This window comes from Enterobacter sp. Bisph1 (assembly GCF_000814905.1).
Classification (GTDB): Bacteria; Pseudomonadota; Gammaproteobacteria; order Enterobacterales; family Enterobacteriaceae; genus Kosakonia.
Genome location: NZ_JXAG01000032.1, coordinates 83,465 through 97,240 on the forward strand (window position 1 = coordinate 83,465; position 13,776 = coordinate 97,240).

Sequence of the window (13,776 nt, forward strand, 5' to 3'; positions counted from 1 at the left end):
AAGTTGAACGTTTACATCATATTTTTGATGCGTGATAATGTGGGCAGAAAACCATTGGAGAAAGTCTTATGAAACTCGCGATATACAGCACAAAGCAATACGATAAAAAGTATTTGCAGCAGGTAAACGAGAAATATGGCTACGATCTTGAATTTTTCGACTTTCTGTTAACGGAAAAAACGGCCAAAACCGCCAACGGCTGCGAAGGCGTCTGTATTTTTGTTAACGACGATGGCAGCCGCCCGGTGCTGGAAGAGTTAAAAAAGCACGGGGTGAAATGGATCGCGCTGCGCTGCGCCGGGTTTAATAACGTCGATCTCGAGGCGGCAAAAGAGTTAGGTTTGCAGGTTGTGCGCGTCCCTGCCTACTCGCCTGAAGCGGTAGCAGAGCATGCCATTGGTATGATGATGACCCTTAACCGCCGTATCCACCGCGCTTATCAGCGTACCCGCGATGCAAACTTTTCGCTGGAAGGACTAACGGGTTTTACCATGTACGGTAAAACGGCGGGCGTTATCGGTACCGGCAAAATCGGTATTGCCGCCCTGCGTATTCTAAAAGGTTTTGGTATGCGCCTGCTGGCGTTCGATCCCTATCCGTCAGCGGCGGCCCTTGAACTGGGCGTCGAGTATGTCGATTTAGCGACGCTGTTTTCTCAGGCGGATGTTATCTCTCTCCACTGCCCGTTGACGCCGGAAAACTTCCATCTGCTGGATCGTAACGCTTTTTTGCAAATGAAAGATGGCGTGATGATCATTAACACCAGCCGCGGCGGATTAGTCGATTCGCAAGCCGCAATCGAGGCGCTAAAGACCCAAAAAATCGGCGCGCTCGGGATGGATGTTTATGAGAATGAGCGTGATTTGTTCTTTGAAGATAAATCTAACGATGTTATTCAGGACGATGTGTTCCGTCGTTTATCGGCCTGCCACAACGTGCTGTTTACCGGTCACCAGGCGTTTCTGACGGCCGAAGCGTTGATCAGTATTTCTGAAACGACGCTGGAAAATCTGCGTCAATTACGCGACGGCGAGAACTGCCCGAACGTGCTGGCCTGACGCGAAAGGTTCCTCAGGGGAATGAGGAACCCTTTCGGATTCACTCCGATGACGCCCGGGCGCAGTATGTTAATATTCCCCAACTTATGGATAAGCCCTTAGAGGATGAGATGAAAAAACTAATGACTTTGCTTGCCTTGAGCGTAGCGTTATCTGGCTGCGTCAGTTCACGCACCGATACCCTTAAACCACAGCAGCTTGTGGATCAGCGTTTTGTGCTGACCACCGTTAATGGCCAGGCCGTTCATACGACAACCGGCGCGCCAGAGATAAGTTTTGATAAAGACCTGCGCGTTGCGGGCAAAATGTGTAACCGCTTTATGGGCCAGGGAAAACTCTCTGATGGCACATTAACCGTGAAACACATGGGTATGACGATGATGATGTGCGTTGAGCCGCAGCTTAACGAACTGGATCACACCATCAATACCATGCTCACTGATGGCGCGCAGATCGATCTCACTGGCGATCAGCTGACGCTGGCGACTTCATCGCAGACCCTGATTTATACGCGCGCAGCGAAAGCTCAGTAACTGCCGCAGCTGCCGGTGGCAAGGGACTGCTCTGTGCAGCGCTTGCCATTGGGCAGCGCACACATTCCTGTCATCGACCCATCCAGCTGTCGCGCTACCGATAACGAACCACCAATCATTGCGCAGTTCGCCTGCCCGCCGCTAGACATGGCGGCTTTTAGTCCCGGCGCTACGTGCGCGGCGGTCGCCTGCTGTACGGGTTCATTGCTGCATGCCGATAAAAATAACGCGGCACACCCGATAAAAAATGCTGAGCGCATTGCTCTCCCCCTGCCCTGTGTCCTCAGGATAATATTGCGAAACCCAAGCATCATAGGCAGACCAGCACAATCCGTCGAGAGCTGAAAAGCAACTTTATCGCCCTCTGAAACAATTTTTTGCGCTTTTGTTGAGCGGTGCTCTGGTTTGTGTCCCGTATCTTATCTTTACACCGCTTCGCTGAGCTCTAAATCGCCATTCATTGATTCCCGTTATACCGCAGGACACAAAAGCGAAAATTGGCCGCGCGGCGGTTTGCTAAAATAGAAAGATAACGATAGGGCTTGTCGCCGTTTACCAGGCCTCTACTTTTGAGTAATGAGAGCACCCATATGATTACTATTGACGGTAATGGCGCGGTCGCGTCAGTCGCTTTCCGCACCAGTGAAGTTATCGCCATCTACCCAATAACGCCCAGTTCAACCATGGCTGAACAGGCTGACGCGTGGGCCGGAAACGGGCTGAAAAACGTCTGGGGTGATACGCCCCGCGTTGTTGAGATGCAGTCGGAAGCCGGCGCGATTGCCGCCGTGCACGGTGCATTACAGACCGGTGCGCTTTCCACCTCTTTTACGTCATCGCAGGGCTTGCTGCTGATGATCCCAACGCTTTACAAACTGGCCGGGCAACTGACGCCGTTTGTTCTGCACGTTGCCGCACGCACCGTGGCAACCCACGCGCTCTCTATTTTTGGCGATCACTCCGATGTGATGGCCGTTCGCCAGACCGGCTGCGCAATGCTGGCGGCGGGAAGCGTGCAGGAAGCGCAGGATTTCGCCCTTATCTCGCATATCGCGACCCTGAAAAGCCGCGTGCCGTTTATTCATTTCTTTGATGGTTTTCGCACCTCCCATGAAATTAACAAAATCATGCCGCTGTCGGACGACACTATCCGAAACCTGCTGCCGCAGCATGAAATTGACGAGCACCGCGCCCGCGCATTGAACCCGGAACATCCTGTTATCCGTGGCACTTCGGCAAATCCCGATACCTATTTCCAGTCCCGTGAAGCCACCAACCCATGGTACAACGCGGTATATGCGCACGTTGAGCAGGCGATGAAGGATTTCGCCGACGCCACCGGTCGCAGTTACCAGCCGTTTGAATATTACGGACATCCGCAGGCCGAACGCGTAATCATCCTGATGGGTTCGGCGATCGGCACCTGTGAAGAAGTGGTAGATGAGTTGCTCACGCGCGGTGAAAAAGTCGGCGTGCTGAAGGTGCGCCTCTATCGTCCGTTCAGCGCTGCGCATCTGTTGTCGGCGCTGCCACAAAGCGCGAAAACCGTGGCGGTGTTGGATCGTACCAAAGAGCCCGGTGCCCATGCCGAACCTCTTTATCTGGATGTGATGACGGCGCTGGCGGAAGCGTTTAACCAGGGCGAGCGCGATAGATTACCGCGCGTAATAGGCGGTCGCTACGGTCTCTCTTCAAAAGAGTTTGGTCCTGAATGTGTACTGGCCATCTTTAACGAATTGCGCGAGGCGAAACCGAAACCGCGCTTTACCGTCGGCATTTATGATGATGTGACCAATCTTTCTCTGCCGCTGCCGGAAAATACCCTGCCGTCCCATGCGAAACTGGAAGCCCTGTTCTATGGGCTGGGCAGCGACGGCAGCGTGTCGGCCACCAAAAACAATATTAAAATTATCGGTAACTCGACGCCGTGGTATGCGCAGGGTTATTTCGTCTATGACTCGAAAAAAGCCGGGGGTTTGACGGTTTCGCATCTGCGGGTGAGCGAAAAACCAATCAACTCCGCTTATCTGGTGTCACAGGCGGATTTTGTTGGCTGCCACCAACTGCAATTTATCGACAAATACCAAATGGCTGAACGCCTGAAACCGGGCGGTATCTTCCTGCTTAACACCCCTTATGGCGCGGAGGAAGTCTGGTCACGTCTGCCGCAGGAAGTGCAGGCGGTACTGAATCAGAAAAAAGCGCGTTTCTATGTTATCAACGCGGCAAAAATCGCTCGCGAATGCGGGCTGGCGGCGCGTATTAATACCGTTATGCAGATGGCGTTCTTCCATCTGACCAGTGTCCTGCCGGGCGACAGCGCGCTGATTGAACTGCAGGGCGCTATCGCCAAAAGCTACAGCAGTAAAGGCCAGGAACTGGTGGAACGTAACTGGCAGGCGCTGGCAATGGCCCGCGAATCGCTGTTTAACGTGCCGCTGGAAGCGGTCGACCCGCACAGCGCCCACCGGCCGCCGGTGGTGTCCGATTCCGCACCGGATTTTGTCAAAACCGTTACCGCAGCCATGCTGGCCGGGCTGGGCGATGCATTACCTGTTTCTGCGCTACCGCCGGACGGCACATGGCCCGTTGGTACAACGCGCTGGGAGAAGCGCAATATCGCTGAAGAGATCCCGATCTGGAAAGAGGAACTCTGTACCCAGTGTAACCACTGCGTCGCCGCCTGCCCGCACTCGGCTATTCGCGCGAAAGTGGTTTCGCCAGAAGCCCTGGCAAACGCCCCCGCCGGCCTGCATTCGCTGGATGTCAAATCCCGCGATATGCGCGGGCAGAAGTATGTGCTGCAGGTCGCGCCGGAGGATTGCACCGGCTGCAATCTGTGCGTAGAAGTATGTCCGGCGAAAGACAGGCAGAATCCGGATATCAAGGCGATCAATATGAAGTCGCGCCTCGAACACGTTGAAGAGGAGAAAGTGAATTACGACTTCTTCCTCGATCTACCGGAGATTGACCGCAGCAGCCTTGAGCGCATTGATATTCGCACCTCGCAGCTGATTTCCCCGCTGTTTGAATACTCTGGTGCCTGTTCCGGCTGCGGTGAAACGCCCTATATCAAACTGCTGACGCAACTGTATGGTGACCGGATGATGATCGCCAATGCCACCGGTTGTTCATCCATCTATGGCGGCAACCTGCCTTCAACGCCCTACACCACCGATGCCGCCGGGCGCGGCCCGGCATGGGCGAACTCGCTGTTTGAAGATAACGCCGAGTTCGGCCTTGGCTTCCGCTTAAGCGTCGATCAGCACCGCACGCGCGTGATGCGGCTGGTTGCTCAGTTTGCTGAACATATTCCGGCGGAATTAAACGCTGCATTACACGCTGAAGCGACGCCCGAAGCGCGTCGGGCCCAGGTTGCTGAATTACGCACAGCGCTGGCCGACGTCGCTGACGCGCAACAATTGCTAACGGATGCCGATGCGCTGGTGGAAAAATCGATCTGGCTGATTGGTGGCGACGGCTGGGCTTATGACATCGGCTTTGGTGGCCTCGATCATGTCCTGAGCCTGACAGAGAACGTCAATATTCTGGTGCTTGACACCCAGTGTTATTCCAATACCGGCGGCCAGGCTTCAAAAGCGACGCCGCTGGGCGCGGTGACCAAGTTTGGCGAGCACGGTAAACGCAAAGCGCGTAAAGATCTCGGCGTCAGTATGATGATGTACGGGCATGTTTATGTGGCGCAGATTTCCCTCGGCGCGCAGCTTAATCAGACGGTGAAAGCCATTCAGGAAGCGGAAGCTTATCCCGGTCCTTCGTTGATTATTGCTTACAGCCCCTGCGAAGAGCACGGCTACGATCTGGCTCTGAGCCACGATCAGATGCGTCAGCTCACCGCCACCGGTTTCTGGCCGCTGTACCGCTACGATCCCCGTCGTGAAGCGGAAGGTAAAATCCCGCTGGCGCTGGATTCCCGCCCGCCGTCAGATGCGCTGGCGGAAACCTTGCTCAATGAGCAGCGCTTCCGTCGCCTGAACGCTCAGCAGCCGGAGGTCGCCGAACAGTTATGGAAAGACGCCGCGGCCGACCTGCAAAAACGCTACGATTTTCTGGCGCAGCTGGCCGGTAAAACCGATAAAAGCGCAGCGGAGTAAATTCTCTACGATAAAAGCCACCGATAACTGTCGGTGGCTTTTTTATTGGCTGCATTTAACTGCCTGTACGCGCGACAGCCACAGCGGTGAATTTATCGTATTGAAGGTGTTTATTGCTGAGGAGCAACTTGAGGCGGCCCGGTTGGCGTGATAAAAGCCTGCCTCCAACGCAAAGCATTGCGACAATCCAGCCCTGATAGCGTATGTCTGTCAGCGTTGCCGTAACAGCTGGCGCTAAAAAAACTGAATTGAGCCTTTTTCTTGCCACCATTTTCAGCAGTTGTGGCTTTGATTTTCAGGCAAAAACGCTCGGGTGGTTCGTTTTTTTAAAAGTTGTAATATTCACCATTTACGGTTGAGAGCAGTCAATTTCCCAAAAAAGATGCTGAATCTATTAATGTGCATTCTGGTATACGGACCGCCTCAATGTGTTTGGAAAAACTTTTTAATGAACACATCCCCTGCATATTTTTCTCTTCACATGCCCTCATCTCAACATCAACTTTTGCTGGATGATTATTTAGAGTAATATCCTTCATATCCTTAAGCGTTTGATAAACAAAAGAAGCACGAACCCAATAAGTATTATCGCTAGCCCTTTTCCATCTTTCAAAAACAAGTTCCCCGCCAGGAGGGGTATTATCTGGTTGGCCCGGGAGAGACCAGTTAAGATCTAATGCCCCACTGATATTGGCAAGATTAGTATCATGGCCCACTATAAACAATAGAGATACGGGTAACTTCAGGTCGTATTTTTTTAATGTCGTACCCTCTGTCGCTAATGCATTATTAATTAAATCGAGTAGTGGCGTTGCCCTGATACGTGCAACTTCCGGAGTTCGTTGTAAAAGGTCAAACTGTGCGTTATGTAAACTTAATAACTCTTTCCATTGTTTTTCTCGGCTAATACGCCCCCAACCTACCAGTGGCATTCCCTGAGCCTCTTGCAAAAGAAAGATCTCAGTCAGCATTGATGAAAGACTCCAGTAACCAGGCAAAGATACGCTATAAGGCGTTACCTTCAGGTCAGAGTGTAAGACATTTTGTAATGTGCACCTCTCTGGGTTCCCTGCCTCCTTACATAACTTAGACTGTGAGAAATTTAACACATTTTCTAAAGCCTCAAACCCGGATTGAAAACGCTGGCTATACTGCTCAATACTTCCTCCGGCCTTTTCCAGAATAGCTTTTTTAACCGTCAATGTATTGAACGAACACTCCCCCATCCGAACTGGATTAAACAGAGGGTCTTTTTTTGCTGCATCCTTTTGATAACGTATTTGTATTTGACATTCTGGTGCGAACCCGGCTACAAATGATTCTCCAGTTTTACGTGTTCTTTGATCTGTGTCAGCAATAATGGCAATCTGGTCTGCAGATGGACAAGTTTGGTTAGCTAGCAGACCTTTCTCCACCAGGCGAAAACGTTGAAACGCTCCCAATTTAGAAGTAAGCTCTCCACCTCGTGGGGTCAACCATCCGAGAGGAACATCCCATTTCGGCCACTGATAAGGCGTTATTTCCTGCATTAAAGGGGGGAGCTTTGTAGGTGCTCTTACTCCATGGCGACTTACTATCACTACCCGCTCAAGCTTCATTTCGTTTGATTCTTCAGCATATAATGAATTAGATCCAAATATAAGAACAGGAAATAACAACCGAATAAACAACCCTTTCATTATCAGCACTCCTTTCTCATGAATGAAAAAATTAGTATCCCAAATAAAATATTGTTTAGACATTACTGCCAGATAGAATTTATCTTACCCCTGTAATCACAACTATCCAACAGTTTAAATTATCATTAAGTTATAGTTTACCTGTGTCTCAAACTGTAACTTCTCATTTTCCCGGGACTAATTAGCGCTCAATTCCGAATTGAGTTATCGCGCACAAAAGTCCAGAATCGAGTGCTAATCACTGATGATGGCAAACTTTTTCATTGAGCTTAAATCATCGCATCTATCCAGCTCATCCTTCATCTCCCGCTGACGCTTATATATCTCATCATTTCTCGCCACCTGTGCCTGCGCCATTGCCGCTGCCAGTTCCTGTAGCTGTGCCATTGTCATCGATACGGCGTCATTTGACGCGTCACTCCAGCCTGATCCTGCCCCCCATAAAGTTGGATAGTTCATATTAAGCGGCCTTCAGTGCCTGGGTTCGGTACTCTACCGGACTCAGGCCTTTTAGCCTTAAGCTGATACATCCATGATTGTAATAGTGGATGTACTCGCATACCGCCTGTTTCAGCTCACCGGGAATACGGATCGATGGAACTACAAAAAGTACATTTTGTGTTCATGCCTAGCCCACGGAAAGGAGTCCAAAAGCCCATTACTCTGTATCATGTATCGGTGACAAGATTAACGCTGCTGTAAAACGTGCTGGTATTCGCCGCCGTAATCCGTACCATACGCGCCATACCTTTGCCTGATTGCTTTTACTGCCGGTGCAATCCGTCTTTCATAGCCCGCCCAAGAGGCATGAAAACGCACAGATGGTTTATGAAATTTACGGTGCATAGATAGAGGAAATGAACCAGGATCAGATCGGCATGCCGAATGACCGCCTGGTCCTGTGAAGATGGTTTGCCTCTATGGTGCCACTAAAGCTTCCTGAGATACTAAATAATGCTTGAAAATCAAAAAAATACGAAGAAAGAACAATACAACCTCAACAAGCTGCAGAAGCGTCTGCGTCGCAACGTGGGCGAAGCCATTGCCGACTTCAATATGATTGAAGAAGGCGATCGCATTATGGTCTGCCTTTCCGGCGGCAAAGACAGCTACACCATGCTGGAGATCCTGCGCAATCTGCAACAGAGCGCGCCGGTTAACTTTTCGCTGGTGGCCGTTAATCTCGATCAGAAACAGCCGGGCTTCCCGGAGCATATTCTGCCGCAGTATCTCGATTCTCTCGGCGTTGAATACAAGATTGTCGAAGAAAATACCTACGGCATTGTGAAAGAGAAGATCCCGGAAGGCAAAACCACCTGTTCGCTCTGCTCTCGTCTGCGCCGTGGCATTCTTTACCGCACCGCCACAGAACTGGGTGCTACCAAAATTGCCCTTGGTCACCATCGGGATGACATTCTGCAAACGCTGTTTTTGAATATGTTCTACGGCGGGAAAATGAAAGGTATGCCGCCGAAACTGATGAGCGACGACGGCAAACATATCGTCATTCGTCCGCTGGCGTACTGCCGCGAGAAGGATATCGAGCGTTTTTCCGAAGCGAAAGGCTTCCCGATTATTCCGTGTAACCTGTGCGGTTCCCAGCCGAATCTTCAACGTCAGGTGATTGGCGATATGCTGCGTGACTGGGATAAACGCTATCCGGGGCGCATCGAAACCATGTTTAGCGCGATGCAGAATGTGGTGCCGTCGCACCTGAGCGATACCAGCCTGTTTGACTTTAAAGGGATCACCCACGGTTCAGAAGTGGTGAACGGCGGCGATCTGGCATTCGATCGTGAAGAGATCCCAATGCAGCCTGCGGGCTGGCAACCGGAAGAGGACGATGCGCAGCTCGACGAACTGCGCCTTAACGTGATTGAAGTGAAGTGATGCTTTGCCTCTCTGATACGCCAGAGAGGCTTGAGTTTATTTCAGCAAACGCACGCGGCAAGCCTTGCCTTTAATTTTGCCGCTTTGCAGCTGTTTCCACACCTGACGCGCCACGCTTTGACGTACGGCCACATATACGTGCGCAGGATGGATAGTAATTTTGCCGATATCCGCGCCATCAAATCCCATCTCACCCGTTAACGCACCGAGAACATCCCCGGCGCGCATCTTGGCTTTCTTACCGCCGTCAATGCACAAGGTCGCCATTTCAGCTTCCAGCGGCATGACTTTGCCATTTGCCGGCGGATTCAGCCAGTTCAGCTTAAGCTGCAGCATTTCTGCCAGAATATTCGCCCGCTGCGCCTCTTCCGGCGCACAAAGACTAATAGCCAGCCCGCTGTTACCGGCGCGCGCGGTGCGCCCAATACGGTGAACGTGAACTTCCGGATCCCATGCCAGTTCGTAGTTCACCACCAGCTCAAGGGATTTGATATCCAGCCCGCGTGCGGCAACGTCGGTAGCAACCAGTACACGAGCGCTGCCGTTGGCGAAACGCACCAGCGTTTGATCGCGATCGCGCTGCTCCAGATCGCCATGCAGCGCCAGCGCATCCTGACCGGCCGCATTCAGCGCATCGCAGACTTCCTGGCAATCTTTTTTGGTATTACAGAACACCACGCAGGATGCCGGGCGATGTTCGCTGAGCAGCTTTTGCAGCAGGCTAGCTTTACCGCCGCGGGAGACTTCAAAGAACTGCTGTTCAACGGCGGGCAGCGCATCAACGGTGTCAATCTCGATAGTTTCCGGGTTGCGCTGTACGCGACCGCTAATCGCGGCGATGGCTTCCGGCCAGGTCGCGGAAAACAGCAGCGTCTGGCGTGATGCTGGCGCGAAGGCGATTATCTCATTAATCGCGTCGCTAAAGCCCATATCGAGCATGCGATCCGCTTCATCCATCACCAGCGTCTGCAGATTATCCAGCGAAACGGTGCTTTTTTGCAGGTGGTCAAGCAAGCGTCCGGGGGTGGCGACAATAATATGCGGCGCATGTTGTAAAGAGTCACGCTGTGCGCCAAACGGCTGTCCGCCGCACAAGGTCAGGATTTTGATATTAGGTTTATAACGCGCTAAACGGCGCAGTTCATTCGCTACCTGGTCCGCCAGCTCGCGCGTCGGGCATAAGATCAATGATTGGGTATGAAAGCGGCTGGCATCGATATGCTGTAATAGCCCTAAGCCAAACGCCGCTGTTTTACCGCTGCCGGTTTTCGCCTGCACCCGCACATCTTTACCCGCAAGAATGGCAGGCAGCGCCGCCGCCTGGACAGGCGTCATAGAGAGATAGCCCAGCTCGGTCAGGTTGTCGATCTGGGCTTGAGGCAAAGTATTGAGGGTTGAAAAAGCGGTCACTGTGTTTTCTCGCGATAAAATGGCTTACGTTTAGCAGGCGCGTATCCTCTCAGATCTGCCCTGGTAACGCGACATTTTAATCGGTACTTCATCCGGTGGCGGATCGGGCATCGGCTGCGGACGGGGAATCGGGTCGGGAATCGGTACCGGATCCGTCGGAATCGGATCGCTCATCTGTGGAGAGGCGAAATAGCGTACGTTCATCATTACCTCCTGTGGTGGTCTACTCGTTAAGCGTAGACGTCAGCAGGTCAGAGGCAAAAAAAAGCCGACTATTAAAGTCGGCGTCGTACGAATCAATTGTGCTATGCAGTAATTCAAAAAAGGAAGTAAGACAATATGGAGCGCAACGCCCATCGCTTGACGTTGCATTCACCTGCGAGATGAATATTGCCCTGAATGGGTATTGCATTTATTGACCTCGCTCAATGAATAAAGCGTTTTTATGTTCATATTTTGTTAAAAAAGTGAAATTTTACAGCCATTTACTGCGATGCAACCACCAGGTAACCCCGCCGATCAGCACCACTAACATTAAGCAAAAAAAGGCGAAACCCAGATGCCAGCCGCCGCCGGGAATGCCGCCAAGATTGACGCCAAACAGGCCGGTTAGAAAAGTACTGGGCAAAAAAACCATCGCCATCAGCGACATGGTGTAGGTGCGCCGCGCCAGCGACTCCTGCATCACCTGGGTTATCTCATCGGTCATCACGCCGGTACGTGCAATGCAGGAATCAATTTCATCCAGTCCGCGTCCCAGCCGATCGGCAATATCCTGCATACGCCGGCGCTGATCATCGTTCATCCACGGCAGACGTTCGCTTGAGAGGCGCGCAAACACATCCCGCTGCGGTGCCATATAGCGACGCATCACGATAAGTTGTTTGCGCAGCAGCGCCAGCATGCCGCGCGGCGGGATTTGCATATCAAGCAAATCATCTTCAAGGTCGATAATCCGGTCATGCAGTGATTCAATAAATTCGCTGGCGTGATCGGTTAACGCATCGCACACATCCACCAGCCAGCCGCCACAATCTGTCGGGCCGGAGCCCTCTTCGAGTTCGCTGACCACGTCATCCAGCGCCAGCACTTTACGCTGGCGAGTGGTGACAATCATCCGCTCGTCCATATAAACGCGCACCGCCACCAGCTGATCCGGCCTTTCGTCCGTACTGCCATTGATGCAGCGCAGCGTGAGTAAAGTTCCCTCACCCATCCGGCTTACCCGCGGGCGCGTACTTTCGCCCGCGAGCGCCGTACGTACGCTGTTTGGCAATACCGGTGTGGTCTCCAGCCATTGGGCACTTTCCCGGTTGGTATAGTTTAAATGTACCCAACACGGGGTACCCGTGGTGATGACGTCGCTGTTTTCCAGCGGTTTTACCCCGCCTTTGCCGTCAAAAAGCCAGGCAAATACGGCATCCGGAACATTCATATCTGTTCCTTTAATTGCTTCCACACAGCCTCCCCAATACGCATGGTATTTTGCAAGTCTAGCTATATGGCAAGGTTAAGCAATCATCACGCTGAATTTGTTAACAAATTAAATACGATTGCAATGAAAATGGCCCGCATTATCGGGCCATTCATTTGATGCGCTGAGGGGTGAGGATTAAAAAGAGTGCCAGTAATTTTCCTGTTTGGCTAACAGCGGTTCGGCTATCGCACGTACAGACGTTCTTTCCGGCTGCGTCGTTTTTTGGCCGATTACCGGTTTTCTCCCCTCGTCGAGGCGGAATTTACCGACACGTTGCAGCAGCCCTTCAACCTGGTGCTGCAAGACATCGGACGAACCCGCCAGTTCATCCACCATCGTGACGTTACTTTGCGTCACTTTTTCCAGCTCCGCTAACGCAAGGGTAATCTGCGAAATCCCCTTCTCCTGCTGCAACGTGGTCACGGCAATCTCATCCATTAACTTACTCACCACACTCGCACCGGAGAGAATATCGTGCATATTCTGTTCTGCTTCGCTAACCACCGTTGCACCCTGATTAACGTTATCGGTGGTGACGGCAATCAGGGATTTAATGTTTTTCGCCGCCTGCGCGCTGCGCTGAGCCAGATGACGCACTTCCGCCGCCACCACGGAGAAACCTTTCCCGTGATCGCCAGCGCGCGCGGCTTCTACCGCCGCATTCAACGCCAGAATATTGGTCTGGAAAGCAATCCCATCGATCAGAGAGATAATTTCGCTCATCTGCTCGGTGCAATCGGTAATCGAGTGCATATTTTTCGCTACCTGACTCATTAAATGGCCCCCTTTCTGCGCGCAGTCGGTGGCGTCCTTAGCCCGGGTACTGGCGAGTCGGGTATTGTCGGCGTTGTTTTTGGTGCTCGAAGCCATCTGCTCCATACTGGATGCCGTTTGCACCAGCGCGGCGGACTGCTCTTCGGTTTTGACAGAAAGATCGGCGCTACGTGAAGCCAGCTGCGCGGAAAGCTCAAGGGCCGTATCCGATGATGAGCGGATCTCTTTGACAAGGCATGCAATACTGGCTGACAGGCTATTAATACCTGGAATTAATCGACCGGCGCAATTATTACCAAACTCAGGAATAACAATAGAAAGATCCCCTGATGTCACGTTTTCAATACTTTTTTTAACGGTATTTATCGGCGTGACTAAATATTGCGTCATATAAACCCAGAGTAATACCAGGGATATTATCGATACAGCGCAGGCTGCGATAAAAAGTGAAATATTTTTTGAGACAACGATCACTAATGCATCTAAAATAATTAAAGAAATTAAAAAATATAAAATGATAAATGTTCTGACACTAATATTTCTAAACATAGCGAAACCTGCATAAACACCGGGGAAGTAGAATTCTTATAACATTGAGAATTCGCTTTTTCACGGCGAAATTGATACCGATGGATGTTTGCATTTTTATAATGAAAGTTTTGCTTAAGTCGTCATTTTACTGCTTTCACAACCTGAATACGACTCTGAATAAGTAAAATCTATCGAATTTATGATGTTCATAGAAATATATCATATAAAAAATAGCAAAATTTAATACCCTGGCAAATAATATATTCATCACTCAATGAAATTAACCCTTGATAAACCGTTCACTTTATT

10 protein-coding genes and 3 pseudogenes are annotated in these 13,776 nt (G+C 51.3%); 5 read left to right on the top strand and 8 right to left on the bottom strand.

Annotation, left to right across the window (positions count from 1 at the left end; genetic code table 11):
• Nucleotides 1-68: 68 nt before the first annotated feature.
• Both RW65_RS07185 and hslJ read left to right on the top strand, forming a co-directional pair.
• Nucleotides 69-1,058 (top strand): 2-hydroxyacid dehydrogenase, encoded by a 990-nt coding sequence (locus RW65_RS07185; RefSeq protein ID WP_039056019.1) that lies wholly within the window; start codon nucleotides 69-71, stop codon nucleotides 1,056-1,058.
• A gap of 110 nt (nucleotides 1,059-1,168) precedes the next feature.
• Nucleotides 1,169-1,591 carry a heat shock protein HslJ gene (hslJ, locus tag RW65_RS07190; RefSeq protein ID WP_039056020.1) on the top strand — a complete coding sequence of 141 codons (423 nt, stop codon included), beginning with the start codon at nucleotides 1,169-1,171 and terminating at the stop codon, nucleotides 1,589-1,591.
• On the opposite strand, the gene RW65_RS07195 is transcribed toward hslJ, so the two are convergent.
• Nucleotides 1,585-1,851, bottom strand: a complete 267-nt coding sequence (locus RW65_RS07195; protein WP_039056021.1) for a putative hemolysin — start codon at nucleotides 1,849-1,851, stop codon at nucleotides 1,585-1,587. The genes hslJ and RW65_RS07195 overlap by 7 nt on opposite strands.
• 330 nt (nucleotides 1,852-2,181) lie before the next feature.
• Between RW65_RS07195 and nifJ the strand changes: the two genes are divergently transcribed.
• Nucleotides 2,182-5,706, top strand: coding sequence for a pyruvate:ferredoxin (flavodoxin) oxidoreductase (gene nifJ / locus RW65_RS07200; protein WP_039056022.1), 3,525 nt, complete (start codon nucleotides 2,182-2,184; stop codon nucleotides 5,704-5,706).
• A 365-nt stretch (nucleotides 5,707-6,071) separates the two neighbouring features.
• Here nifJ and RW65_RS07205 read toward each other — a convergent pair whose 3' ends face one another.
• The 3 genes and pseudogenes from RW65_RS07205 to RW65_RS21700 all read right to left on the bottom strand — a co-directional run.
• On the bottom strand, nucleotides 6,072-7,385 hold the full coding sequence (locus tag RW65_RS07205; RefSeq protein WP_039056023.1) for an AppA family phytase/histidine-type acid phosphatase: 1,314 nt from the start codon (nucleotides 7,383-7,385) through the stop codon (nucleotides 6,072-6,074).
• Between the two features lie 234 nt (nucleotides 7,386-7,619).
• Nucleotides 7,620-7,808: pseudogene (locus RW65_RS07210) on the bottom strand (DUF4376 domain-containing protein); the annotation flags it as partial.
• A 37-nt stretch (nucleotides 7,809-7,845) separates the two neighbouring features.
• Nucleotides 7,846-7,956 (bottom strand): annotated as a pseudogene (locus tag RW65_RS21700) (IS3 family transposase); the annotation flags it as partial.
• A 5-nt stretch (nucleotides 7,957-7,961) separates the two neighbouring features.
• On the opposite strand from RW65_RS21700, the pseudogene RW65_RS23000 reads away from it, so the two are divergent.
• Nucleotides 7,962-8,233: pseudogene (locus tag RW65_RS23000) on the top strand (site-specific integrase); the annotation flags it as partial.
• 106 nt (nucleotides 8,234-8,339) lie between these two features.
• A complete protein-coding gene (gene ttcA, locus RW65_RS07215) occupies nucleotides 8,340-9,275 on the top strand; it encodes a tRNA 2-thiocytidine(32) synthetase TtcA (protein WP_039056024.1) in 936 nt (311 codons plus the stop codon).
• 36 nt (nucleotides 9,276-9,311) lie between these two features.
• Here the strand turns inward: ttcA and dbpA are convergent, their stop codons facing one another.
• From dbpA to RW65_RS07230, 4 genes are all read right to left on the bottom strand, one after another.
• Nucleotides 9,312-10,685 (bottom strand): ATP-dependent RNA helicase DbpA, encoded by a 1,374-nt coding sequence (dbpA, locus tag RW65_RS07220; RefSeq protein WP_039056025.1) that lies wholly within the window; start codon nucleotides 10,683-10,685, stop codon nucleotides 9,312-9,314.
• A gap of 30 nt (nucleotides 10,686-10,715) precedes the next feature.
• A complete protein-coding gene (gene ynaL / locus RW65_RS22600) occupies nucleotides 10,716-10,889 on the bottom strand; it encodes a proline-rich small protein YnaL (RefSeq protein WP_156123979.1) in 174 nt (57 codons plus the stop codon).
• 271 nt (nucleotides 10,890-11,160) lie between these two features.
• Nucleotides 11,161-12,144, bottom strand: a complete 984-nt coding sequence (zntB, locus tag RW65_RS07225) for a zinc transporter ZntB (protein WP_039056026.1) — start codon at nucleotides 12,142-12,144, stop codon at nucleotides 11,161-11,163.
• 153 nt (nucleotides 12,145-12,297) lie between these two features.
• Complete coding sequence (locus tag RW65_RS07230) at nucleotides 12,298-13,485, bottom strand: methyl-accepting chemotaxis protein (RefSeq protein WP_039056027.1); 1,188 nt, start codon at nucleotides 13,483-13,485, stop codon at nucleotides 12,298-12,300.
• Nucleotides 13,486-13,776: the final 291 nt, after the last annotated feature.

Bases quoted from the DNA above. Each gene is read 5' to 3' on its own strand.
- RW65_RS07185 (WP_039056019.1), top strand. From the start codon at position 69: ATGAAACTCGCGATATACAGCACAAAGCAATACGATAAAAAGTATTTG.
- hslJ (WP_039056020.1), top strand. From the start codon at position 1,169: ATGAAAAAACTAATGACTTTGCTTGCCTTGAGCGTAGCGTTATCTGGC.
- RW65_RS07195 (WP_039056021.1), bottom strand. From the start codon at position 1,851: ATGCGCTCAGCATTTTTTATCGGGTGTGCCGCGTTATTTTTATCGGCA.
- nifJ (WP_039056022.1), top strand. From the start codon at position 2,182: ATGATTACTATTGACGGTAATGGCGCGGTCGCGTCAGTCGCTTTCCGC.
- RW65_RS07205 (WP_039056023.1), bottom strand. From the start codon at position 7,385: ATGAAAGGGTTGTTTATTCGGTTGTTATTTCCTGTTCTTATATTTGGA.
- ttcA (WP_039056024.1), top strand. From the start codon at position 8,340: ATGCTTGAAAATCAAAAAAATACGAAGAAAGAACAATACAACCTCAAC.
- ynaL (WP_156123979.1), bottom strand. From the start codon at position 10,889: ATGAACGTACGCTATTTCGCCTCTCCACAGATGAGCGATCCGATTCCG.
- RW65_RS07230 (WP_039056027.1), bottom strand. From the start codon at position 13,485: ATGTTTAGAAATATTAGTGTCAGAACATTTATCATTTTATATTTTTTA.